Source organism: Vibrio sp. Vb0667 (assembly GCF_033391095.1).
On sequence record NZ_JAWPOL010000022.1, the window covers coordinates 15,545 to 40,349 of the forward strand.

The 24,805-nt window shown below is 46.0% G+C and carries 23 protein-coding genes; 14 read left to right on the forward strand and 9 right to left on the reverse strand.

What is annotated here, in order from left to right; genetic code table 11:
• Positions 1 to 218 precede the first annotated feature (218 nt).
• From frdA to frdD, 4 genes are read left to right on the forward strand one after another with little or no spacing between them, the layout of a single operon-like run.
• Positions 219 to 2,018, forward strand: coding sequence for a fumarate reductase (quinol) flavoprotein subunit (gene frdA, locus R8269_RS17365; RefSeq protein ID WP_005381487.1), 1,800 nt, complete (start codon positions 219 to 221; stop codon positions 2,016 to 2,018).
• On the forward strand, positions 2,018 to 2,776 hold the full coding sequence (locus R8269_RS17370) for a succinate dehydrogenase/fumarate reductase iron-sulfur subunit (RefSeq protein ID WP_005381489.1): 759 nt from the start codon (positions 2,018 to 2,020) through the stop codon (positions 2,774 to 2,776). Before frdA ends, R8269_RS17370 begins: the two co-directional genes overlap by 1 nt.
• A gap of 2 nt (positions 2,777 to 2,778) precedes the next feature.
• Positions 2,779 to 3,162 (forward strand): fumarate reductase subunit FrdC, encoded by a 384-nt coding sequence (gene frdC / locus R8269_RS17375; RefSeq protein ID WP_005381491.1) that lies wholly within the window; start codon positions 2,779 to 2,781, stop codon positions 3,160 to 3,162.
• Positions 3,163 to 3,173: 11 nt separating this feature from the next.
• Positions 3,174 to 3,551: a fumarate reductase subunit FrdD gene (gene frdD / locus R8269_RS17380; RefSeq protein ID WP_005381493.1), complete on the forward strand. Its 378-nt coding sequence runs from the start codon at positions 3,174 to 3,176 to the stop codon at positions 3,549 to 3,551.
• Positions 3,552 to 3,653: 102 nt separating this feature from the next.
• Here the strand turns inward: frdD and R8269_RS17385 are convergent, their stop codons facing one another.
• Both R8269_RS17385 and efp read right to left on the reverse strand, forming a co-directional pair.
• Complete coding sequence (locus R8269_RS17385; RefSeq protein ID WP_005381498.1) at positions 3,654 to 5,057, reverse strand: SPFH domain-containing protein; 1,404 nt, start codon at positions 5,055 to 5,057, stop codon at positions 3,654 to 3,656.
• 267 nt (positions 5,058 to 5,324) lie between these two features.
• On the reverse strand, positions 5,325 to 5,891 hold the full coding sequence (gene efp, locus R8269_RS17390; RefSeq protein WP_005381500.1) for an elongation factor P: 567 nt from the start codon (positions 5,889 to 5,891) through the stop codon (positions 5,325 to 5,327).
• Positions 5,892 to 5,923: 32 nt separating this feature from the next.
• Here efp and epmB point away from each other — a divergent pair, with 32 nt between their 5' ends.
• Both epmB and R8269_RS17400 read left to right on the forward strand, forming a co-directional pair.
• A complete protein-coding gene (epmB, locus tag R8269_RS17395) occupies positions 5,924 to 6,946 on the forward strand; it encodes an EF-P beta-lysylation protein EpmB (RefSeq protein ID WP_005381502.1) in 1,023 nt (340 codons plus the stop codon).
• A gap of 95 nt (positions 6,947 to 7,041) precedes the next feature.
• The gene (locus tag R8269_RS17400; RefSeq protein ID WP_005381504.1) at positions 7,042 to 7,539 is read left to right on the forward strand and encodes an MgtC/SapB family protein; all 498 of its coding nucleotides are present in this window, start codon (positions 7,042 to 7,044) and stop codon (positions 7,537 to 7,539) included.
• A 100-nt stretch (positions 7,540 to 7,639) separates the two neighbouring features.
• Here the strand turns inward: R8269_RS17400 and R8269_RS17405 are convergent, their stop codons facing one another.
• The 3 genes from R8269_RS17405 to R8269_RS17415 form a co-directional block, all read right to left on the reverse strand.
• Positions 7,640 to 8,203, reverse strand: a complete 564-nt coding sequence (locus tag R8269_RS17405; protein WP_005381507.1) for a VC2662 family protein — start codon at positions 8,201 to 8,203, stop codon at positions 7,640 to 7,642.
• 313 nt (positions 8,204 to 8,516) lie between these two features.
• Positions 8,517 to 10,163 (reverse strand): chaperonin GroEL, encoded by a 1,647-nt coding sequence (gene groL / locus R8269_RS17410; protein ID WP_005381509.1) that lies wholly within the window; start codon positions 10,161 to 10,163, stop codon positions 8,517 to 8,519.
• A 77-nt stretch (positions 10,164 to 10,240) separates the two neighbouring features.
• Positions 10,241 to 10,531: a co-chaperone GroES gene (locus R8269_RS17415; RefSeq protein WP_005381516.1), complete on the reverse strand. Its 291-nt coding sequence runs from the start codon at positions 10,529 to 10,531 to the stop codon at positions 10,241 to 10,243.
• A gap of 240 nt (positions 10,532 to 10,771) precedes the next feature.
• Here R8269_RS17415 and R8269_RS17420 point away from each other — a divergent pair, with 240 nt between their 5' ends.
• Entirely contained in the window at positions 10,772 to 12,154 is a 1,383-nt protein-coding gene (locus tag R8269_RS17420) for an MATE family efflux transporter (RefSeq protein WP_017821828.1), read from the forward strand.
• Positions 12,155 to 12,244: 90 nt separating this feature from the next.
• Here R8269_RS17420 and pfkA read toward each other — a convergent pair whose 3' ends face one another.
• The 3 genes from pfkA to R8269_RS17435 form a co-directional block, all read right to left on the reverse strand.
• Positions 12,245 to 13,207 carry a 6-phosphofructokinase gene (gene pfkA / locus R8269_RS17425; RefSeq protein WP_005381521.1) on the reverse strand — a complete coding sequence of 321 codons (963 nt, stop codon included), beginning with the start codon at positions 13,205 to 13,207 and terminating at the stop codon, positions 12,245 to 12,247.
• 283 nt (positions 13,208 to 13,490) lie between these two features.
• Positions 13,491 to 14,399: a CDF family cation-efflux transporter FieF gene (fieF, locus tag R8269_RS17430; protein WP_025768809.1), complete on the reverse strand. Its 909-nt coding sequence runs from the start codon at positions 14,397 to 14,399 to the stop codon at positions 13,491 to 13,493.
• 111 nt (positions 14,400 to 14,510) lie between these two features.
• Positions 14,511 to 15,023 (reverse strand): CpxP family protein, encoded by a 513-nt coding sequence (locus tag R8269_RS17435; RefSeq protein WP_047104268.1) that lies wholly within the window; start codon positions 15,021 to 15,023, stop codon positions 14,511 to 14,513.
• Positions 15,024 to 15,213: 190 nt separating this feature from the next.
• Between R8269_RS17435 and R8269_RS17440 the strand changes: the two genes are divergently transcribed.
• From R8269_RS17440 to trmL, 4 genes are all read left to right on the forward strand, one after another.
• Positions 15,214 to 15,903 carry a response regulator gene (locus R8269_RS17440; RefSeq protein WP_005382384.1) on the forward strand — a complete coding sequence of 230 codons (690 nt, stop codon included), beginning with the start codon at positions 15,214 to 15,216 and terminating at the stop codon, positions 15,901 to 15,903.
• Entirely contained in the window at positions 15,903 to 17,297 is a 1,395-nt protein-coding gene (cpxA, locus tag R8269_RS17445; protein WP_005382383.1) for an envelope stress sensor histidine kinase CpxA, read from the forward strand. The genes R8269_RS17440 and cpxA overlap by 1 nt, the downstream gene beginning before the upstream one ends.
• A gap of 174 nt (positions 17,298 to 17,471) precedes the next feature.
• Positions 17,472 to 18,080 carry a superoxide dismutase gene (locus R8269_RS17450; RefSeq protein WP_005382382.1) on the forward strand — a complete coding sequence of 203 codons (609 nt, stop codon included), beginning with the start codon at positions 17,472 to 17,474 and terminating at the stop codon, positions 18,078 to 18,080.
• Positions 18,081 to 18,216: 136 nt separating this feature from the next.
• Complete coding sequence (gene trmL, locus R8269_RS17455) at positions 18,217 to 18,696, forward strand: tRNA (uridine(34)/cytosine(34)/5-carboxymethylaminomethyluridine(34)-2'-O)-methyltransferase TrmL (protein WP_005382381.1); 480 nt, start codon at positions 18,217 to 18,219, stop codon at positions 18,694 to 18,696.
• A gap of 70 nt (positions 18,697 to 18,766) precedes the next feature.
• Here the strand turns inward: trmL and R8269_RS17460 are convergent, their stop codons facing one another.
• The gene (locus tag R8269_RS17460) at positions 18,767 to 19,285 is read right to left on the reverse strand and encodes an FxsA family protein (protein ID WP_005386383.1); all 519 of its coding nucleotides are present in this window, start codon (positions 19,283 to 19,285) and stop codon (positions 18,767 to 18,769) included.
• A gap of 431 nt (positions 19,286 to 19,716) precedes the next feature.
• Between R8269_RS17460 and aspA the strand changes: the two genes are divergently transcribed.
• The 3 genes from aspA (at position 19,717) to R8269_RS17475 (ending at position 24,646) form a co-directional block, all read left to right on the forward strand.
• On the forward strand, positions 19,717 to 21,168 hold the full coding sequence (gene aspA / locus R8269_RS17465) for an aspartate ammonia-lyase (protein WP_258476760.1): 1,452 nt from the start codon (positions 19,717 to 19,719) through the stop codon (positions 21,166 to 21,168).
• A gap of 176 nt (positions 21,169 to 21,344) precedes the next feature.
• On the forward strand, positions 21,345 to 22,652 hold the full coding sequence (locus tag R8269_RS17470) for an anaerobic C4-dicarboxylate transporter (RefSeq protein ID WP_005382378.1): 1,308 nt from the start codon (positions 21,345 to 21,347) through the stop codon (positions 22,650 to 22,652).
• A 161-nt stretch (positions 22,653 to 22,813) separates the two neighbouring features.
• Positions 22,814 to 24,646 (forward strand): protein-disulfide reductase DsbD, encoded by a 1,833-nt coding sequence (locus R8269_RS17475; protein ID WP_206960023.1) that lies wholly within the window; start codon positions 22,814 to 22,816, stop codon positions 24,644 to 24,646.
• Positions 24,647 to 24,805: the final 159 nt, after the last annotated feature.

Genomic DNA, 24,805 nt, shown 5'->3' on the forward strand with positions numbered 1-24,805 from the left:
GCTTGAGGGCCAAAACCTCGATGCCGTGATAGCAGTCACATAACCTATAAATTCTATGCCCTTAAGTGCATTACCGAAGCAAAAACCCAATTACATCAATTTTTCTGCCATGTGGCTCATCTACACTAACCCTACTACTTTTGGGGAGTTCTTTTTAAGGAGCGCCTCGTAATGACAATAACAAGCGGATTTCCGCAATCACACACTGGAGGATAACTGTGCAAATTATCACCACAGATATCGCAGTCATCGGCGCAGGCGGCGCTGGTCTTCGTACTGCTATTGCAGCGGCTGAAGCAAACCCAGACTTAGAAGTCGCTCTGATTTCTAAAGTTTATCCAATGCGCTCCCACACGGTCGCTGCAGAGGGTGGCTCAGCAGCAGTTATCAAGGATGAAGATAGCTTAGACAACCACTTCAACGACACTGTTGGCGGTGGTGACTGGCTATGTGAACAGGATGTTGTTGAATACTTTGTAGAGAACGCGACTCGCGAAATGATCCAAATGGAGCAATGGGGTTGCCCATGGAGTCGTAAAGAGAACGGTGAAGTCAACGTACGCCGCTTTGGTGGTATGAAGGTTGAACGTACTTGGTTCGCTGCAGACAAAACTGGCTTCCACATGCTTCATACGCTATTCCAGACATCAATGAAGTACAGCAACATCAAACGTTTTGATGAGTACTTTGTGGTGGATCTGCTTGTTGATGAAGGCGAAGTTCAAGGTCTGATTGCTATTCACATGTCTGAAGGCGAGCTTGTTACTATCAAAGCAAAATCGGTTGTTCTAGCAACAGGTGGCGCGGGCCGTGTTTACCACTGTAACACCAACGGCGGTATCGTAACGGGCGATGGTATGGCAATGGCTTACCGTCACGGCGTTCCTCTACGTGATATGGAATTCGTTCAATACCACCCAACCGGTCTTCCAGGCACAGGTATCCTGATGACGGAAGGTTGTCGTGGTGAAGGCGGTATCATCGTTAACAAGAATGGCTACCGTTACCTACAAGATTACGGCATGGGCCCTGAAACTCCAGTTGGCCAACCGAAGAACAAATACATGGAACTGGGTCCTCGTGACAAAGTTTCTCAAGCTTTCTGGCACGAACAACAGAAAGGCAACACCATCAAACACCCACTGGGTGACGTGGTGCACCTAGACCTTCGCCACCTTGGTGAAGAGTACCTACAAGAACGTCTACCGTTCATCTGTGAGCTAGCAAAAGCTTATGTAAACGTGGACCCTGCAAAAGAGCCAATTCCAATTCGTCCAACCGTTCACTACACGATGGGTGGTATTGAAACGGACGGCGGTTGTGAAACTCGCATTAAAGGCCTATTCGCGGTGGGTGAATGTGCGTCTGTTGGTCTTCACGGTGCAAACCGTCTAGGTTCTAACTCACTGGCTGAATTCGTAGTATTTGGCCGCGTAGCTGGTGAAAACGCAGTGAAACGTGCGGCAGAATTCAAAGGCTGGAACGACGCGGCAATTGACGCGCAAGTCAAAGCCGTTGAAGAACGCATCGCAAAACTGATGAACCAAGAAGGCGACGAAAACTGGGCAGAGATCCGCACAGAAATGGGTCACACCATGGAAGCGGGCTGTGGTATCTACCGCCAAGAAGATTTGATGCAAGCGACTATCGACAAAATCACTGAGTTGAAAGAACGCTACAAACGCATCAGCATCAAAGACAAAGGTAAAGTGTTCAACACAGACCTTCTATATGCAATCGAAGTGGGTTACGGCCTAGAAGTCGCAGAAGCGATGGTTCACTCTGCGATTCTACGTAAAGAATCTCGCGGCGCGCACCAACGTCTAGACGATGGTTGTACAGAGCGTGATGACGTGAACTTCCTAAAACACTCACTTGCTTTCTACAAGCCAGAGTCAGCACCAAGTATCGATTACAGCAATGTGACCATCACTAAGTCACAACCAAAAGCTCGTCTATACGGTGAAGCAGCAGAAAAAGCCGCGGCTGAAGAGAAGAACGCAGAGGAGCAAGCATAATGTCAGCAAATCGCATTCAAAAAGTAGACATCCTGCGTTACGACCCAGAAAAAGATGCAGAACCATACAAGCAAACATTCGAAGTACCATTCGATGAAACCATGTCTGTGCTTGACGCACTTGGCTACATCAAAGACCACCTAGACAAAGATCTGTCTTACCGTTGGTCTTGCCGTATGGCGATCTGTGGTTCTTGCGGCATCATGGTGAACAACGTACCGAAACTTGCTTGTAAGAGCTTCCTACGTGACTACCCAGACGGCGTGACTATCGAGCCTCTAGCGAACTTCCCAATCGAGAAAGACTTGATTGTTGATATGACGCCATTCATCGAGCGCCTAGAAGCAATCAAACCATACATCATTGGTAACGATCGTAAACCAGAAGACGGTACGAACTTGCAAACGCCAGAACAGATGGCGAAATACAAGCAATTCGCTGGCTGTATCAACTGTGGTCTGTGCTATGCAGCATGTCCTCAGTTTGGTCTTAACCCAGAGTTCATCGGTCCTGCTGCACTAACGCTAGCCCACCGCTACAACCTAGACAGCCGTGACAACGGTAAAGATGAGCGCATGAAGCTTATCAACGGTGAAAACGGTGCTTGGGGTTGTACGTTTGTTGGTTACTGTTCTGAAGTTTGTCCGAAGAACGTTGACCCAGCAGCGGCAGTAAACCAAGGCAAAGTGGAGTCTTCTATGGACTTCGTGATTGCTATGTTGAAACCTGATGGTTCACCAAAGAAAGTGGAGGCATAAGGATGAGCAATCGTAAACCTTACGTTCGTGAAGTAAAACGCACTTGGTGGAAGAACCATCCTTTCTACCGCTTCTACATGCTACGCGAAGCTACGGTGCTTCCGTTAATCCTATTCACTCTGTTCCTAACTTTCGGTTTAGGTTGCTTGGTGAAAGGTCCTGAAGCATGGCAAGGTTGGTTAGCATTCATGGCGAACCCAATCGTAGTCGCAATCAACATCGTTGCACTACTCGGTAGCCTATTCCACGCTCAAACTTTCTTCAGCATGATGCCACAAGTAATGCCAATTCGTTTGAAAGGCAAACCAGTGGACAAGAAGATCATCGTATTGACTCAGTGGGCCGCTGTTGCGTTTATCTCACTGATCGTTCTCATCGTGGTGTAAGGAGCTGAGCAATGAAACCGAATTATAGTGTAAACACATCACCAAAACGTTCTGATGAGCCAATCTGGTGGGGTCTGTTTGGCGCAGGTGGTACTTGGTTCGCGATGATCACGCCAATCACGGTATTGGTGCTGGGCATCTTGGTCCCACTAGGCGTGATTGATGCAGAAGCGATGAGCTACGAGCGTGTCTCCGCATTCGCAACCAGCATCATCGGTGCGCTATTCATCATTGGCACGCTAGCATTGCCAATGTGGCATGCAATGCACCGTGTACACCACGGCATGCACGACCTTAAGTTCCACACTGGTGTGATTGGTAAAATTGCATGCTATGCATTTGCAGGCCTCATCACTGCACTAGCAGTTATCTTTATCTTCATGATTTAAGAGACTGACCAAAAAAGAAAAAGCTGGCTAAATGCCAGCTTTTTTATTGCTTTGGGTTACCTATGATCTTTTTGCTTTTTAAGCTTTTGACCACCCATGATCTTATTGCTGTGTGACCTTCTTTGTCTGGTCCATAAGACCCAGAGCACCAAAGCCAGTAATCACATCTAGGTTTGTTTTCAAGCCCGTTTCGTCACTTCCACCAATGTAATTTTGTGGCATCTGAACTTGGAAGTTTTGCAAATTGTTGTACAGCGAGTTCGCTACGTCTCGATTCAATTCTGCCAAGTAAACTTCACGGTTTGCTCCTAACGCCGCATACTTACCTTTAAGGACTTCAGATTCTGCGCGACCTTTCGCTAATATCGCTTTCGCTTCAAACTCAGCAGAAAGTGCGTTCGCTTTTTGAATCGCTAAGTTAGCCTCTGCGATAGCTAGCTCTTTCTCCTTCTCGACTTCAGCAAGTCGTTTGGTTTTTTCCACTTCAACGATTTCACGCTCTGCAATCTGACGTGCAACTTCCACTTCTTTTTGCTGAGCAATAATTGCGAGTTCTTTACCACGCTGAGCGTCTTGCACCTCACGTGTTCGTTGAATCTCTTTGCGTAACTGCTCTGTCTCTGCCTGTGCTTTCGACGTTTCTTGTTCCTGAATCGCGCGAATACGATCCGCCACTAGACGCTTTTTATCTGCCAATAACTGATCTAATTGCTTTTCTGGCTGCGGGTCACCAATGGTCACCTGCGTCACTTGAATACCGTATTGTTGTAACGGATTGTCTTGACGAATTGGTTGCCCGGTTTTGTCTACGACTGGCACAGTTTTCCATACCAGTTGATTGGTGCGCTGTAATTGGTTCGGATTGGCTTGATTCGCCCCAACAGGCGCAAGATCCAACTCTTCCACTTCAACCTGACGTCGCTCTGTTAGATAAATCCCCTCTCGTAACTGATCGCCAAGTTTCGATTTGAACTGGTTCAAACCACCTTGGAAAAACTCTTCACCCGTGTATTGGGTTGCGGTAATCACCGTTACGTTACGTGCGTTCTTTACAAGCAGCGCATCGATCAAGTTACTGTTGTTGCGGAACTCTTTATGCATCTTCTTCACCGCTTCAGGGTCATTACTGAGCTTAAAGCGGAATGTTACGGGGATCTGACCAATATAGGTGTCGGCAAATCGAACCTGAATCGCATCAAGACGTTGATAAAAATCTTCGCCCTTGCTGTTACCGAATGACACGGTGATCACTTGGTCATACTTGGTGATTTTGGACAGAAATGGCATACGAAAATGAATGCCAGGTTCAGTAAACACATCCAACTCACCAGTAATATTATTCTGATGCACGTAGCTGTAACCCGCATCGGTCATCAGCACCGAGCTATTAATCGTTAAGCCTATTGCCAACAGCGGTACGCCAAATACGGCTGCTTTTAATCCTTTATGTAGTAACTGACGTCTTTCTTCCACCTTTAAACCCCTTCCTAAACCTCTGCTTTCCATTTTGTTCTCCTTTTTTGGATTGTTACTGAGTTAAATCGATAAAAATCAGATTGCTATGCAACTCAGCAACAAGTACTAATGTATCAAAATGTTACATTAAGGAATAATCGACAGATTCATGGAATAAATAAGATTTTTACGAATAATACAAAATCATCAAAAATTTGCGGAGGATATCGATGTTTTACGCAGAGGGATTAAAAGAGAAGAATCACAGGCAATAAAAAAGGCCGCCGAAGCGACCTTTCTAACAATCATATAAAGTGCTTACTTCACACGACCTACGTATTCAGCAGTACGAGTATCTACGCGAATCACTTCACCAATTGAGATGAACAGAGGAACACGAACAACAGCGCCAGTTGATAGCGTCGCTGGTTTACCGCCAGTACCTTGAGTATCACCTTTCAGGCCTGGGTCTGTGTCTACAACTTCTAGCTCAACGAAGTTTGGTGGAGTAACAGTAATTGGGTTACCGTTCCAAAGTGTGATCATACAAGTGTTGTTTTCTACCAACCACTTAGCGTTTTCACCTACCGCTTTTGCATCCGCTGCGATCTGTTCAAACGTTTCACTGTTCATAAAGTGGTAGAATTCGCCGTCTGAATATAGATAATCTAGGTCGATATCCATTACGTCTGCCACTTCACAAGTGTCACCAGACTTGAATGTTTTCTCTAGCACTTTACCAGAAAGAAGTTTACGAATTTTAACACGGTTGAACGCTTGGCCTTTACCTGGTTTAACGTATTCGTTTTCCAGAATTACACAAGGCTCGTTATCAAGCATTAACTTAAGACCGCCTTTAAATTCATTGGTGCTAACTGTAGCCATTTTTTCCTCTTACATTCTTAGAGCTAAATTCAATGCCGCACATAATAACCCGAAAAGTCGAATCTGTTGAGCAAAACTGGCTCAAACAGTTGGCGAATGGGATCTCTGATCCTGCAAAATTGCTCGAAATACTGGAAATTGATCCTTCACCGTGGCAAGACGGGTTTGCCGCGCGCAAGCTGTTTGCACAGCGTGTACCTCAAAGTTTTGTCGATAGGATGGAGAAAGGCAACCCTAAAGACCCTCTTTTACGTCAGGTTTTACCACTGAGCGACGAATTTGAGGTGCATCCGGGTTACTCCAATGATCCATTGGAAGAGCAGGACAATGAAGTCCCTGGCCTGCTACACAAGTATCGCAACCGCGCCCTGATGATTGTCAAAGGTGGCTGCGCGGTAAATTGCCGTTACTGTTTTCGTCGTCACTTCCCTTATCAAGAGAACAAAAGCGGGAAACAAGCCTGGACCAAGTGCTTAGAGTACATGGCACAACAACCAGAGTTGAACGAAGTCATCTTCTCAGGTGGTGATCCATTAATGGCAAAAGACGATGAGATTCATTGGCTTTTAGAGCACATTGCTCACATTCCTCACATCAAACGTCTGCGTATTCATAGCCGTTTACCTGTGGTGATTCCTGCTCGAGTCACTGATGAACTATGCCAACTTTTGCAAGCATCAAGGTTACAAATCATCCTCGTCACTCACATCAACCATGCCAACGAAATCAATGACGAATTTGCTGAACAGATGTTCAAGCTCAAAAGAGCGGGCGTTACGCTTCTAAACCAAGGCGTTCTGCTGAAAGGCGTGAATGATTCGGTAGAAGCTCAAGTGGCGTTAAGTGAGGCCTTATTTGACGCGGGTATCTTGCCTTATTACCTCCACGTTCTTGATAAGGTGCAAGGCGCAGCGCACTACTTTATTTCGGACGAAGAAGCGAAAGCTATTATGCGCGGACTCATCACGCGTGTATCGGGTTATCTGGTACCAAAACTCACACGAGAAATTGGTGGCAGGCCAAGTAAAACGCCGTTGGATTTGCATTTAGAGTAAGCTCTGACGCTCAATTAAATTTGTCGTCTAGATTGATTATTTTTGTTCGCTTTGCACGGTAAGTCTATGCATACTCCGCACTTTTGGAGGTCAAGATGCATACAGCATTCGAACAAATTTTCGATCTTGGCCCATTCAGTTGGCCTGCCCTACTATGCTGCGCCATTAATGGGCTCATGATCGGTATAGAGCGCCAAACTCGTGGTAAACCGGTTGGCATTCGCACAGCAATATTAATTATTTCAGGCACCTACCTGTTTATGTCGATGGCAGTGTCGTTATCGCCAAATACACTTGATCAAGCACGAGTGCTTGGTCAGATCATTACTGGCGTCGGCTTCTTAGGCGCTGGCGTTATGATGACACTTGATGGAAAAATCCATGGCGTAACATCCGCGGCTGTAATATGGGTGCTAGCAGGTTTAGGTTTGATGATAGGTTTGGGTTATTTAACGCAGTCGGTGGTTATTACTCTCCTGACACTAACCGTGTTGTTAGGTGTGGATAAAGCAGAAAACCACATCAAAGCATTACGCCGCGGTGTTCATCAAAGAATTCAACAACGCAAAACTTCATCACGATTAATTAAATAGTTAACGCTCCGAGAAACTCGCTTCATCTCATCAGTAATTAAAGAGCCCTCGACGAACATCGAGGGCTTTCTGTATATAAAGATTCTGACTTTCTCAGGGATTACTTAGCAAAGTTGATGAGTGGGAAACACTTGAAGAAACCGTTATCCGCACAGTTCAAAAGACCAATTTGCACGCCATCGATTTGATCGGTCATGTTGAAGAAACCAAACTGGAAATTAGACTTCTTAGAGATACTCGCTAAGCCCACATCCGCCATGGTGTAGCCTTCAGAATAGTTCACCGCGCTCCAGTTCAAGCCTTTTACGTTGTTCGTAATGTTAACAGCACCCAAGTTAACACCCGTCGTCTGACCTTGGTTCCAGTTAACTAAGCCTAAAGACGCGCCTTTCATTTCTTGATTTACTTTTGCTGCACCAAAAAACAGACCGAAGTTCACACCTGTCGTACGATCCGTTTCTGACATACCAAGCAGTGAAAAGTCGACACCTTTAACCTCATTTACCTGCCCATGCAACACAGCTAAACGAACGCCACCTACTGAAGAATTAGAGGGTGCGTTTGTGTTATCGATAGTAGAGAACATCACAGGTGTACTGTCGGCAAAAGCAACAGGTGATGCGATAGCGGCTGCAACCGCCAATGACGTCATAAGCTTTTTCATTTTCATCTCCATGATGGGAAGCAACAATTTACAACATAGTGTAATGTTCAGATTTTGCTCTGTCCCCGTTCAAAAAGTGTTAGTAATAGGTCAGATTTAACCATCTGACTCAAAAGAAAAAATATTTCTCTTCGATTTTTTGCTTCTGAAATGGCGCTTTTTACGCTCAAAAATTTCATGATAAGCCACACCAGAACGTCATGTTTCTCAGGTGACACGCATAAAAAAGTCGAGGCATCTGCCTCGACTTTTAAGGGTTTGGTCGGTTATCTTTCCGCTATAAGGTTTCCCTAGAGCGATGAGATAAGCTGGCTTACATCATGCCGCCCATACCGCCCATGCCACCCATGCCGCCCATGTCAGGCATCGCTGGCGCGTCTTTTTGCGGTAGGTCAGTAACCATCGCTTCAGTTGTGATCATCAGACCTGCAACCGATGCTGCGAATTGTAGTGCAGAACGAGTAACTTTAGTTGGATCTAGGATACCCATTTCTAGCATGTCGCCGTATTCGCCTGTTGCCGCGTTGTAGCCGTAGCTACCTTCACCCGCTTTCACGTTGTTCGCAACAACTGAGTCTTCCTCACCTGCGTTCTTCGTGATTTGACGGATTGGCGCTTCCATTGCACGTAGTGCAACGCGGATACCAACGTTTTGTTCTTCGTTGTCACCCGTTAGGTGAGCAATCTTAGATGCCGCGCGGATAAGTGCAACACCACCACCAGCAACAACACCTTCTTCAACCGCTGCGCGAGTTGCGGCTAGCGCATCTTCTACACGGTCTTTCTTCTCTTTCATTTCAACTTCAGTCGCAGCACCAACTTTGATTACTGCAACACCGCCAGCCAGTTTAGCTACGCGCTCTTGTAGTTTCTCTTTGTCGTAGTCTGAAGTTGCGTCTTCGATTTGTTGACGAATCTGAGCAACACGGCCAGAGATCATCTCTTCTTCACCGATACCATCGATGATAGTCGTGTTTTCTTTCGTGATAGAAACACGCTTCGCTTGACCTAGATCTTCTAGTGCAACTTTTTCTAGCTCTAGACCGATCTCTTCAGAAATCACAGTACCGCCAGTTAGGATAGCGATGTCTTGTAGCATTGCTTTACGGCGGTCACCGAAACCAGGTGCTTTCACAGCTGCAACTTTTACGATGCCACGCATGTTGTTCACAACCAATGTTGCTAGCGCTTCGCCTTCTACATCTTCTGCAATGATAAGCAGTGGACGAGATGCTTTCGCGACAGCTTCTAGCGTTGGAAGAAGCTCACGAATGTTTGAGATCTTCTTGTCTACTAGAAGAATGAATGGGTTTTCTAGATCAACACTGCCTGATTCTTGGTTGTTGATGAAGTAAGGAGACAGGTAACCGCGGTCGAACTGCATACCTTCTACTACGTCTAACTCGTCTTGTAGCGCCTGACCTTCTTCAACCGTGATAACGCCATCACGACCCACACGCTCCATTGCTTCTGCAATGATATTACCTACGCTTGCGTCTGAGTTTGCAGAGATAGTACCAACCTGCGCGATCGCTTTTGTGTCGTTACATTCAACAGAAAGCTCTTTTAGTTGCTCAACTGCCGCGGCAACAGCTTTGTCGATACCACGCTTAAGATCCATTGGGTTCATGCCCGCTGCGACTGCTTTTAGACCTTCGTTAACGATAGATTGCGCTAGTACCGTTGCTGTTGTTGTACCGTCACCCGCTGCGTCGTTTGCTTTAGACGCAACTTCTTTAACCATTTGTGCGCCCATGTTCTGGAATTTATCTTCCAGCTCGATTTCACGCGCTACTGATACACCATCTTTAGTGATAGTTGGTGCACCAAAAGATTTGTCTAGAACGACATTACGTCCTTTAGGACCCAGTGTTACTTTTACTGCGTCAGCCAGAACGTTTACACCTTCCAGCATTTTAACTCGTGCGTCATTACCAAATTTAACGTCTTTAGCAGCCATCTTTGATTTCCTTTCTAAAATTCTTTGTGTGTAATTTCGTAATTGAATCTGAGCAAAAAATTACTCAATGATTGCTATTATTCAACGATCGCCATGATGTCGTTTTCAGACATGACAAGCACTTCTTTACCGTCGATTTTTTCAGTTTTTGTACCGTAACCTTCAGCGAAGATAACGGTATCACCGACTTTAACGTCTAGTGGCAGTACGGTGCCGTTTTCTAGGATGCGGCCTTTACCCACAGCTAGAACAACACCGCGAGTCGATTTTTCTGCAGCAGAACCAGTCAGAACGATGCCACCAGCAGACTTAGATTCAACTTCTTTACGTTCAACGATAACTCGGTCATGTAATGGACGAATGTTCATCGGTCGTCTCTCCTGAAAATTTCCATGTTTATTTGATAATTGTCCTTAGGGACTGTAGCCCCAGACACGTGATCCCTATATAAGGGGTCGAAGCAGCGATCCCAAGGGGGTGGCACAAAATTTTTGTGACTTAGTTAAAATAACGAACAACTAGGCAACGGTTTGCGTTAGAAATGCTCACTCGCTCGGCATCTCGCTTTCTTGTATCCTTGCAGTTTGCTCACCAGATAGTTGTCACACATGCAGGAAAATAACAAGCTGGAACCCCAAGCGACCGATAAGCATGGTTTGTTGACCGCACCCATTCCTGAAACGCTGCGGAAAATGACCGTACCCATGACCATGGGCATGATCGCAATTTTGATGTTTAACTTGGTGGACACGTTTTTTATCTCGTTGCTTGGCACTCAAGCGCTAGCGGCTATCAGCTATACCTTTCCTGTCACCTTTGCGGTTAATTGCATTACGATGGGGATTGGGATGGGACTATCGACCAATATTGGTCGCTTGCTTGGGCAAGGTCATGCACCACAAGCTGCTCGGTTCACCACCCACGGTTTGTTGTTAGCCGTGTTACTTGTGGCTATCGCGTCTTCTATTGGCTTTACCACCATTGCGCCATTGTTTCGTTTTCTTGGTGCGTCTGATGATCTCATCCCTCTTATTGAGCAATATATGCAGGTCTGGTATCTCACCATTCCTCTGCTAGTGATCCCAATGGCGGGCAACAGTGCTATCCGAGCTACTGGCGACACAAAAACACCAGCAAAAGTCATGATGTTGGCTGGTTTGATTAATGGCATGCTCGATCCATTGTTGATTTTCGGTTATGGCCCTTTTCCGGAACTTGGCATTCAAGGCGCAGCCATAGCAAGTGCCTTTAGCTGGTTAGGTGCTTTGTGTGGCTCATTCTATGTGCTAATTAAACGGGAAAAATTGCTTGCTCAACCCCAATGGGCTTTGCTGAAACAAGACTGGCAACAGACACTAAAAATTGGTACCCCTGCAGCGCTATCAAACGCGATGAATCCGTTGTCCGGTGCCATTCTGATGATGCTGTTATCCAACCACGGTACGGCGGCGGTTGCTGCTTACGGCGCAGCGCAGCGTATTGAGTCTATATTGATTTTAGTATTGATGTCGCTGACCTCTGCCCTCACACCGTTTATGGCACAAAATTTAGGAGCCAAACAACCGCAACGAGCCTTTTCCGGTTTATTTATTAGCATGCGTTTTGCAGTGGTATTCCAAGGGTTTATCTTCTTGATGATGGTGCCACTGAGCATTCCTCTGGCTGCGCTGTTTTCTCAGGAAGATGCGGTGAAAAACCTGCTTTGGCATTATTTACTGGTGGTGCCATTTAGTTATGGCTTCCAAGGCATCGTGATGATGTTAGTCAGTGGTTTGAATGCGATGCACAAGCCATTGCGTGCATTCCAGTGGAGCTTTATGCGGCTGTTCATTTTTACCTTGCCATCGGCGTGGATCGGGAGCCAAATCTACAGCATTGAAGGCTTGTTTATCGGTATCGCGGTTGGGAATACGTTGGGTGGGCTACTGGGCTACTTGTTTGCGCTGCGCGAGCGAAAATTAACGCTCATAGAGCAGAGCAGCGTGTCTTAACACTCGTCTATCGCTAGTTTCTTTTTGTTGATTCTCAAATACAAAAAAACCGCGGAAAGCCGCGGTTTTGTTTATCTATTTCAAGCTTGCTTAGAACAACTCTTCAGCAACTTTGTATAGATCGTTGCGTACTGGACGCTTCATGTTTTCGATTGCGTCGATGATATCGTGGTGAACAAGTTGCTCTTTCACGATACCTACACAACGACCACCATGACCTTCGATCAATAGGTGAACAGCGTAGTTACCCATACGAGATGCTAGTACGCGGTCAAATGCAGTTGGACGACCACCACGTTGGATGTGACCAAGTACTGTTGCACGAGTTTCACGACCTGTCGCGGCTTCGATGTCACGTGCTAGTTCATTAGCATCCATCATTAGCTCAGTAAGCGCGATGATCGCGTGTTTCTTACCTTTAGCGATACCATCTTGGATGTTGCTGATCAGCTTGTCTTTGTCTAGACCAGTTTCCGGAGTGATGATGTATTCACAACCGCCCGCAATTGCAGACATCAGAGTCAAATCACCACAGTGACGGCCCATGATTTCTACAATTGAAATGCGTTGGTGAGATGAAGAAGTATCACGTAGACGGTCGATTGCATCGATAACGGTGTTTAGTGCACTTAGGTAGCCCACAGTGTAATCAGTACCTGCGATATCGTTGTCGATTGTGCCCGGAAGACCGATACATGGGTAACCCATTTCAGTCAGTTTCTTCGCACCCATGTACGAACCATCACCACCGATTACCACTAGTGCATCGATACCATGTTTTTTCAGGTTCTCAATCGCTTTTTCACGAACTTCCACTTGTTTAAACTCAGGGAAACGTGCAGAACCTAGGAACGTACCACCTTTGTTGATCACATCTGAAACGCTAGAACGATCTAGCTTCTCGATGCGGCCTTCGTATAGGCCTAGGTAGCCGTCGTACACACCGAATACTTCCAATCCTTCGGATAGTGCTGTACGTACTACGCCGCGTATCGCAGCGTTCATACCAGGTGCGTCACCGCCACTTGTTAAAACACCGATCTTCTTAATCATGCTCACCCTCGATCTTTGGCAATCAATTATTTAATTTTCTTTTAGGCCCCTTGTTACCAAGCAACCTGCATAATCCAGAACTGTGCGTTATGTTACATTTCCTCTACAGGATTACCAATGAAAACGCACTTTTTTATGTAACTTTTCTACTTATGTAAGAGTATTACAGTTTCTCTATGAAACTTTGTTGATTCATATCAGGATCACGAATCTTAATAAGTATTGATGGAAAGATAGTCAATAAGTACCTTTTTGTCGTCGGGCACTGATGGATTTTTCAAGCCTACCAATCTTGCGCTTTCTGCTCTTTCTCAGGTCCGAAAACGACAGACAATGGATCTTGATGGATCAATACGTCCGCATCAGGAAACAGAGCCAATAAATTATCTTCCACTTTATCAGCGATGTAATGCGCCTCAATTAATCGTAAGTTATCGTCTAGCTCTAAATGCAACTGTATAAAGCGCGTCGGTCCGGACATTCGCGTGCGTAACTGATGCACGCCCAATACCCCTTTTACGCTCAAACAAGCTTGGTTAATTTGCTCAAGTTCTTCATCGGGCAACTTTCTATCAAGTAAGGTTTGAATCGCTTCGCTGACCATTTTGAAAGCGCTATAAAGAATGAAGACACCAATACCAATCGCAAACACAGCATCCGCTTGAGTCACTCCAAAATAACTGAGCCCCAGAGCCACCATGATCGCAGCATTCATATACAAGTCAGTCTGATAATGCAGAGAATCCGCCGCTATTGCTTGGCTCCCCGTCACGCGAACCACATGTTTTTGGAACATCACCAAGCCAAGTGTGACCACAATCGCAAACAGCGATACATACACACCTAACTCCGGTGCGTGTAAAGCATGTGGGCGGAAAAATCGGTCAATCCCGTTAAGAATCAAAAATACTGCCGAGCCCGAAATAAACATTGCTTGGGCTAGGGCCGCTAAGGACTCAGCTTTACCATGTCCAAACGTATGTTCGCGGTCTGCCGGTTGTAAGGCGTAACGAACCACCACAAGATTCACAACCGAAGCCGCGATATCTAACATGGAGTCAATCAATGACGCCAATAAGCTCACTGAGCCGGTTACCCACCACGTGATGACTTTTACTATCAGAAGAAGCGTCGCCACAATGGTTGCAGTCCAAGCGGCGGTCGTAACTAAACGTGCGTATTGCTGTTTCATAATCAAAGAGTTAACTAAAACCATACGTTGAGTATATTGAATGACCATGAAATAACCAGATCAAAAAGAGGCAACCAATGGCTGCCTCTTTATATAACATCAATTCATGACTTAATTATTGCGCGACTTTTCCATGCGCTTGTGCATTCTGTCGCCACACTCTTGCATACGTTCATTTTGTAGCTCAACAAATTTCGCTTTCTGCTCAGGTGTTAATACGCTAAGCATTTGGTGCTTTCTTTCTAGCATTTGCACGCGACGTTCCGTTTGGCGCTCAACCATCTCTTTTGCTAACTCGGTAGCTTGAGCTTCATCAAAATTATCCGCCAGCAAAAGCGATTGCACTTTTGCGTGATGCGCTTGACGCTCAGCCATACGTGCTTCTTTGCCATCAGCGAATTTTGCTTTCATTTCTGCTTTGTTTGCTTCACGCATTTCTTTTAGCTGATCTTTTTGTGCATCAGTCAGGTCTAGTTGACGCATGACACCTCGGTCCATACCCATGCCGCATTCGTCACGAGGACCTTTATGATGGTTTTTACCACCGTAAGCGAATGCGCTTGCGGCGCCAAGAGTAAGAGGTAGAACAACAGCAGCTAACACAAGTTTTTTTGCAGACTTCATAATACGATTCCTTACACAGGTGAGTGGTTCTTCTGAGCTGTTCTCACAGCGCTTGAGTATAGAATACGACCCGCTAGGTAAAGCGACGTATAGGGAGCGTAAAGAATCGTAAAGAGTGATTTTTCTCCTCTTCGTTGCGCATCATTCCAATGTAATATTAGGCTATCGGTAACTTACTATAGGTGCCCCCATGGCAAACATTCTTTTAATCGATGACGATATCGAGCTAACCAGCTTATTAAAAGAAGTACTCAGTTTCGAAGGGTTTGACGTCAGCGAAGCAAATGACGGTGAAGCCGGCTTAGCCGCGATCAATGATAAGATTGATTTGATTTTGTTGGATGTCATGATGCCAAAACTCAATGGCATGGAAACGCTGAAACGCTTACGTGAAAATTGGGAAACTCCCGTCTTGATGCTGACCGCTAAAGGGGAAGAAATTGATCGCGTGATCGGCTTGGAACTGGGCGCGGATGATTATTTACCAAAACCTTTTAGTGACCGAGAGCTGTTAGCGCGAATCCGCGCGATTTTACGCCGCACTAGCAGCACACAAAAAAATACCAAAAACAGCGATTGCATTGAGTATCAAGAAATCCGCCTCTATCCCGGTAAGCAAGAAGCGTATTGTGAGCAACAGTTACTCGATCTCACAGCAACCGAGTTTGCGCTACTCACCCACTTCGTACAAAACCCAGGACAAGTGCTGACCAAAGAGACACTGAGCTTAGATGTGCTTGGTAAACGACTCGCTGCTTTTGATCGCGCTATCGATATGCATGTCTCGAACTTACGTAAAAAATTACCAGATCAAAGCAATGGCAAGCCGCGAATCAAAACCCTGCGTGGTCGTGGCTACATGCTGCTTGAGGAGGATTAATGCGCCTATCACGCATCAAACTGCCAAACATCAATAGCCTGTATGGACGCATCTTTGCCATTTTTTGGTTCACCATGTTATTAGTATTGATAGCCGTGCTATCACTGCCACATTTGGACCCACGCAAAGCTCGCGATATTCCAGAAGAACACTACAAACGTATGGTAGAAACGCGTGACTCAATCCAACAAAAATACAGCCAGCAAACAGATTTAGGCCGCATACTTTTTCGTATCGAGGGCAACCGTCACGGCAAGCACGACCCTCGCCCACGAGTCTTTTTTTCTGACTACAGCGGTAATGTTCTTACGACAGAAAAACGCAGCAATTTTCAATTGCGTGCCATGCAAAACTTTGTCACCAGTATCGAAGATTACAATAATCCAAAGCAGAAGCTGTATGGTCGATACATGATTGCGGGCCCAATTCCTATCACTTTGGCAGGTTCCGATATCTTGATGTACGTGGGCTTCAAGTGGAATGAGCCACCACCTCTACTCCTGCGTCTGTTTGATCACCCATTCCAGCTCTTGCTTGCGGTCATGCTGGTTAGTACACCATTGCTGTTATGGCTTGCTTGGGCTTTGAGTCAGCCTGCACGTCGTCTTGAAGCCGCTGCTCAACGTGTGGCGAAAGGTGAATTTGTCACAGACCCAAATTTAGAAAAAGGTACGGCGGAATTTCGTCAAGCAGGCAGCAGCTTCAACCAGATGGTCGAAGCGGTTAATCAAATGATTTCAGGACAACAACGTTTGCTATCCGATATCTCTCACGAGCTGCGCTCACCTTTAACTCGTCTGCGTATGGCAAGCGCATTAGCGACGCGTAAACAAGGCGAAAGCCCAGAACTGACTCGTATCGATACCGAAGCGCAGCGCTTGGAACAGATGATCAGCGAACTATTAGAGCTTTCTCGCATGCAGGCGAACAGTCATATGACTCGCGAAACACAGCCACTAGAAAGTTTATGGGAAGAAATCATTAAAGATGCGCAGTTTGAAGCAGAGCAAATGGGCAAACAGCTACACTATTCAGAATTACCTAAGCGCAATATTTCCGGTAACCCTAAACTGCTGATGAGTGCGGTGGAAAATATCGTTCGTAACGCCATTTACTACGGAAAAGATGAGGTACAAATCGACATCAAAGCCGATGACGATACGCTTCGTATCACGGTTGACGATAATGGAGAAGGTGTACCAGAAGAGGAACTGGCCGCGATTTTTCGCCCGTTCTATCGCGTTTCCACGGCACGCGATCGCCACTCTGGCGGCACAGGTCTCGGCCTAACCATTACCGAAAGTGCCATTCGCCAGCACAGTGGCACGATCGCAGCCAGCCGAAGTCCGTTAGGCGGATTGCGCATGAGTATCACCTTACCGATCAATTGTTAGTCTCAATTTGATGAACTAACAATAATTCGCACCATATTTCTAGAGTGAGTGATTCACAGCCCCACCCTCACTTTAGAAATTGGCGAGGCTTCTTAGAATACCCTTACAAAGATCAAAGTTGATAATAATTATCGTTAGCATTAAAGTAAATTTTCCAATTAAGGAGGATTTACTATGTCACATACATTTCCCGCTCTGCCTTACCCGTACGATTCACTAGAGCCGTACATCGACGCGAAAACCATGGAAGTGCATTACAGCAAACACCACAAGACGTACTTTGATAAGTTTGTAAATGCCGTTGAAGGGAGCGAGCTCGAAACTCAGTCATTAGACGAGATCTTTGACAATATCTCTAAGCTCAGTCCAGCAGTACGTAATAATGGTGGCGGCTATTACAACCACATCATTTATTGGAATTGCATGTCACCAAACGGTGGCGGAGAGCCTCAAGGCGCGCTTGCTCAAGCAATTAACGATAAATTTGGTAGCTTTGCGCAATTTAAAGAGGCGTTTGCCCAAGCTGCCATCAATACCTTTGGGTCTGGCTTTGCATGGCTGATCGTAAAAGATGGTGAGATTCACATTACGTCCACCAGTAATCAAGACAACCCTCTGATGGACGTAGTGGATGTGCGCGGTGAACCAATCCTCGCATTAGACGTGTGGGAGCACGCGTATTACATCAGCTACCAAAACCGTCGCCCAGAATATATTGATGCGTGGTGGAACGTCGTCAACTGGCGAGCAGTTGAAGAAAACTATGCTCACGCTCTCTTATAAAGAGCATCACTACTCACGGTATTAACATCCGCGCTAATGCCTGCTTTCATACCCAGGTCAATCTTGCTGAATCTCGCATATCTCGGTGACTTGGGTATATACTGCCCCTCTCTTTGACCAACTCTATTTCAATACCATGTTTGATATCGCTTTATACGAACCAGAAATCGCGCCGAACACCGGCAACATCATTCGACTATGCGCCAACTGCGGTGCAAACCTTCACTTAATTGAACCTCTGGGTTTCGATCTTGAAGAGAAAAAAGTCCGCCGTGCTGGTTTGGATTACCATGATTTAGCTCGCGTAACACGCCATAAAAACTATCAAGCGTTCTTAGAGTATTTAGAGAAAGAGAAGCAAGGTAACTATCGATTGTTTGCCTGCACCACCAAAACCACAGGTCACCACGTTGATGCACAATACCAAGCGGGTGATGTTTTGATGTTTGGTCCAGAAACTCGTGGCTTGCCTGCTGAAATCATCGATAGCTTGCCAATGGAGCAGCGTATTCGCATTCCAATGATGCCAGATGCGCGCAGCCTAAACCTTTCGAATGCCGTTGCGATCATTGCTTTTGAAGCATGGCGTCAAATGGGCTTTGAAGGCGCATTGTAAGCAGCACGAATTCCAAATACAGAAAAGGGCGCTTGGTGCGCCCTTTTGTTTTCTTTACTGTCTAACTCAATCAGTTGAGCTTGTTGCGATCATCATCGTCTTTACGCTCGTATTCCCCTTCGAAGGTCTTGCCATTATCTGACTGGGAATCAAAAGGGTCACGACGGAACGGGTCTTGCTCAAATGGCCCCTGGTTAGAGAAACCACCTTGGAAGCCACCACCATGCATGGTTTTCACCACCATTTTGCTCATCAAGTATTTAGCTATCGCGGCGCGTGGCGCAGGAAGCAACACCAACATACCAAGGGCATCGGTCATAAAGCCCGGGGTTAACAGTAGCACGCCAGCCACCGCTAGCATTACGCCTTCAAAAATTTGCTGGGCTGGAATTTCACCTTGTTCAAGACGCCCCTGTACTGACATCAGTGTTTGTATACCTTGGCTACGAACCAACGACGCACCAACAAATGCAGTGATTAAGACTAGTGCAATGGTCGGCCATAAACCTAAAAAGCCGCCCACCTGAATAAATAAGCCGATTTCAATGATCGGAACAAAAATAAACGCTAATAATAAGATAGGAAACACACGCCCTCCTTTGTTTAATTCAGTGTAATGGTAAAAGCAGACTAAGCTCAAACGAATCGTTGTAAAAAAGCGTGTTCATACTGGTCTCCTTCTCTTTTAGACAAAGTAGCGGGAACGCGTTTCATTCAATTGCATACCGATTTTTTCGTGCTTTTAAAGTGCTAATTTCGAACTCTAAAAACTCATGTTTGTCGAGGAAAATCGAGTACCTATAAAGGGTTATTAATAACCCGTTCATACTTTGCAAATTATTGACTCATGAAAAACGAAAAAGGTGATCTAGTTACTATTTTTATGCGCTAGGTGCAGTATCATGTGCCACATAAGTCAGGACGGATTTTCCAGCCAAAAATTCTGATGAATGGATTCTAGATTGCAGAAATGGCTAATAAATAACTTTATTATCAGAATTATCATCTAAGGATCCTGCTATGGCTACCCTATCTGATGCTCCAAAAACAGCAAACCCAGCCACTCGTATTGAAGAAGATCTATTAGGTCAACGTCATGTCCCTGCAGATGCGTACTACGGTATTCATACGCTACGTGCGATCGAGAACTTCAACATCTCCAATATGACCATCTCTGACGTACCAGAATTTGTACGCGGCATGGTAATGACCAAAAAAGCAGCAGCGTTAGCAAACAAAGAACTTGGCGCTATTCCAAAAGACGTTGCAAACTACATCATCGAAGCGTGTGATTTGATCCTAGAAACTGGCAAGTGTATGGATCAGTTCCCATCAGACGTATTCCAAGGCGGTGCAGGCACTTCAGTTAACATGAACACGAACGAAGTGATCGCAAACGTTGCGCTTGAGTTGATGGGTAAAGAGAAAGGCCAATACGAATTTGTTAACCCAAATGACCATGTAAACAAGAGCCAATCAACCAACTGTGCGTACCCAACAGGTTTCCGTATTGCGGTATACAACAGCGTACACAAGCTAATGGGAGCAATTGAGTACCTAAAAGGCGCATTCGAACTTAAAGCCGTTGAGTTTAAAGATGTACTGAAAATGGGCCGTACTCAGCTTCAAGACGCAGTACCAATGACAGTAGGTCAAGAGTTCCATGCGTGGGCGGTAACACTAAACGAAGAGATTCGTGCTCTAGATTACACATCTAAACTCCTCCTAGAAATCAACCTAGGCGCAACCGCAATCGGTACTGGTCTAAATACACCAACTGGCTACCAAGCGCTTGCAGTAAAACACCTAGCGGAAGTAACAGGCCTTGACGTTGTTGCAGCAGAAGACCTTATCGAAGCAACGTCTGACTGTGGTGCATACGTAATGACTCACGGCGCGCTAAAACGCCTAGCAGTGAAACTATCGAAGATCTGTAACGACCTTCGTCTACTTTCTTCTGGTCCTCGTGCGGGTCTAAATGAATTGAACCTACCTGAAATGCAAGCAGGCTCTTCAATCATGCCAGCTAAAGTAAACCCAGTTATCCCAGAAGTAGTAAACCAAGTTTGCTTCAAAGTTCTCGGTAACGACAACACGGTTTCTTTCGCAGCAGAAGGCGGTCAGCTACAGCTAAACGTTATGGAACCTGTGATCGCACAAAGTGTGTTTGAGTCTATCTCTCTACTACACAACGCGTGTGTGAACCTACGTGATAAATGTATCGACGGCATCACTGTGAACAAAGAAGTTTGCGAAAACTACGTTTACAACTCTATCGGTATCGTCACTTACCTAAACCCATACATCGGCCACCACGAAGGTGACATCGTAGGTAAGATTTGTGCAGAAACTGGTAAAAGTGTTCGTGAAGTCGTGCTAGAGCGCGGTCTGCTTACAGCAGAGGAGCTTGATGAAATCTTGTCAGTAGAAAACTTCATGCATCCTACTTACAAAGCAAAACGTTACGAGTAATAACGAATCCGAAGGGGGCCACTCAGGCCCCTTTTTTAGGCTCTCATACGGTTAACCACATTTTTTATATGCTTTTATTGCCGCTAAACCACTAGGTTCTCATTCTCTGAGCATTTACTCCTGTTCCTGAGTGTTCAAAAAATCAGAATCAAATAAAAAACTAAAGAGGTATCAATATGGTCATGGTCGAACTCTTCGTGGTTCTGCTCTTCATCTATTTGGGGGCAAGAATCGGTGGTATCGGCATTGGTTTTGCCGGTGGTGCTGGGGTCATTGCGTTGTCTTTGATCTTGGGCGTACCAACAAGCCAAGCTTACATTCCCGTTGACGTAATTTTGATCATCATGTCTGTAATCACCGCTATCGCAGCAATGCAAGTAGCTGGTGGTTTAGACTGGATGGTGCAAGTTGCTGAAAACTTTTTGCGCAAGCATCCTGAGCGCATCACCTTTTATGCGCCTATCGTAACTTACCTAATGACATTAATGGCGGGTACTGGCCACACGGCATTCTCTACTTTGCCAGTGATTGCAGAAGTAGCGAAAGGCCAAGGCGTGCGCCCTTCTCGTCCACTGTCTATCGCGGTCGTAGCATCGCAAATCGCTATCACCGCATCACCAATCTCAGCGGCTGTTGTAGCGTTCGCGGCAATGCTGCACCCATTTGGCGTTGACTACCTAACACTACTAGCAATCTGTATCCCAACGACGTTCATCGCGTGCATGATCGGTGCGTTCGTGGCGAACTTCATGGGCTGTGAGCTAAAAGACGATGCTGAATACCAAGAGCGTCTAGAAAAAGGCTTAATCAAGCTAAATACAGAAGCAAAACGCGAAATCCTACCAACAGCGAAGAAAGCGACATTCATCTTCCTAGGCGCAATCGCATTCGTAGTATGTTACGCAGCAGCAATTTCTGGCTCTGTGGGTCTTATCGAGAACCCTGCTCTAGGCCGTAACGAAGCTATCATGACGGTAATGCTAGCAGCTGCGGCAGCTATCGTAATGAGCTGTAAAATCGATGCTGGCAAAATCCCAGCCGCAGCAACATTCCGCTCTGGTATGACAGCGTGTGTGTGTGTTCTTGGTGTGGCATGGCTAGGTTCTACGTTCGTTAACGCGCACGTTGACGGCATCAAAGAAGTGGCTGGTGCGCTACTAGCAGACTACCCATGGATGCTAGCACTTGTTCTATTCTTCGCTTCAATGCTGCTTTACTCACAAGGTGCAACCACTGTTGCGCTGATGCCAGCAGCACTAGCAATCGGTGTCGCACCACTTACCGCAGTTGCATCTTTCGCAGCAGTAAGTGCGCTATTCGTGCTGCCAACTTACCCAACGCTTCTAGCAGCGGTTGAGATGGACGACACGGGTTCAACTCGTATCGGTAAGTACGTATTCAACCACCCATTCTTTGTACCTGGTGTGGTAACCATCGCTTCTGCGGTAGCACTTGGCTTCGCATTCGGTGGTCTACTGATCTAGTAGAAACAGAGTCTTACTCGGGGAGCTTCGGCTCCCTTTTTTATTGCCTGTTGTCTTGATTTATGCTCAATAAATCTTCATTTTCATGAAACTTATTGACTCGCCTCCGGGTCTGATTGAGTTACACTAACGGCAATTATCTAAGATGAATTGACTCTTTTATGCGCGCATTACTTCCCGTTTTACTCTTAGGGCTCATTACCTTTTCCACTCCGTCTTTAGCTTTATTTGGCAAAGACCAGTTTAACAGTAGCCAGAACAACAGTTTTGGTAGCAGCAGCGACAGTTTTGTTCCTGTTGATCAGGCGTTTCCATTTAACTTCTACCAGCAAGATGACAAATTGATGCTCGATTGGCAGGTACGTGACGGGTACTACCTATATCAAGAGCGCTTGTCTGTAGCTGGTGAGAAAGTATCGCTAGGCGAACTGCAAATGGAAGACGGCACACCGCATAAAGATGAATTCTTTGGTGACGTGCATATCTATACTCAACCTCTCTTCGTTAATGTACCAATGCATGATTGGCAAGACGGTGCGCGCGTAGTCGTGCAATACCAAGGTTGTGCGAAAGCAGGCTTCTGTTACCCGCCAGAAACTCGCGTGATTCCTATCAGCGCGTTTACTTCGTCGAACTCAGATTCAACAACGGCGACAACTGCATCAAAAGCAGAACAGACACCAACAGCAACGCCACCAGCGGCGCAATCATCTACGTCTGGTGACACATCATCAGCGCCAGTAACACAGCAAGATAGCCTTGCAGCCAACCTTGCTGATAACTGGTGGACACCACTTCTGTTCTTGGCGCTTGGTGTGGGCTTGGCGTTTACACCTTGTGTGCTGCCGATGTACCCAATTCTGACCAGCATAGTGCTTGGCAGTGGCAAACTAAGCCAACGCCGTGCGCTAGGCTTGTCATTCGTCTACGTGCAAGGCATGGCGCTGACTTACACTCTACTCGGCCTTGTGGTGGCATCTGCAGGTATGCAGTTCCAAGCGGCAATGCAGCACCCTTATGTGCTGATTGGCTTGAGCGTACTGTTCATCACACTCGCTTTGTCTATGTTTGGTCTGTACTCATTACAGCTACCAAGCAGCGTGCAAACGTGGCTGAATAACTTAAGTAACAAGCAGCAAGGTGGTAGCAGTGCTGGCGTGTTTGCAATGGGGGCAATATCTGGCTTGGTTTGTTCTCCGTGTACTACCGCCCCACTCTCTGGTGCGCTGCTTTACGTCGCACAAAGTGGCGACTTACTCACCGGTGGGGTCGCCCTTTACGCGCTAGCGATGGGCATGGGTATTCCGTTGATCCTTGTAGCGGTATTTGGCAACAAGTTGCTACCAAAAGCCGGCGGTTGGATGGACCGCGTGAAAACGCTGTTCGGCTTTATTCTGCTTGCCGCACCTATCTTCTTACTAGAGCGTATCATGCCAGAAATGTGGTCAACGATTCTGTGGTCAGCACTGGGTATTGCTGCTTTTGGTTGGCTATACCACATCAAAAACAGTCTAGAGTTTGGTGGCTGGAAACAAAGTGCCGTGGGCATAATCGCCGTCTTAGGTTTGCTAGCCTCAGCACAACCTATCTTAAATTACTGGTTTGGCAACAGCACAACACAAACTCAGCAAGCCACTGTTAGCTTTACTCGCATTGCTAACGTGGCGGAGCTTGAAGAACAACTGGCACTTGCGAAAGCGGCAGGTAAACCCGTCATGCTCGATTTCTACGCCGATTGGTGTGTAGCATGTAAAGAGTTTGAAAAGTACACCTTCCATGACCCAAGCGTCGAAGCCAAACTGCAAGACTTCGTTCTTCTGCAAGCGGACGTGACCAAAAACCAAGTGCAAGACATCGAACTACTGAAGCACATGAGTGTGCTTGGTTTACCAACAATTGAGTTTTGGGATGCCAGTGGTGAACACGTTTCAAACGCTCGTTTGACGGGCTTTATGCAAGCCGAGCCTTTCTTAGAGCATATCAAGCAGTTCTGATAACCAGATATTCAAACGCCAGTGATGTCCACTGGCGTTTTTTATTGCTCAGATTTGAATAAGAACATTGCGTTTATATGCAATTTTCCTAATAAAAGTCGATTTGGTTCAGACTTTTAGCGAATAAATATTGTCCACTCTCTCAAAGCTGGACAATAA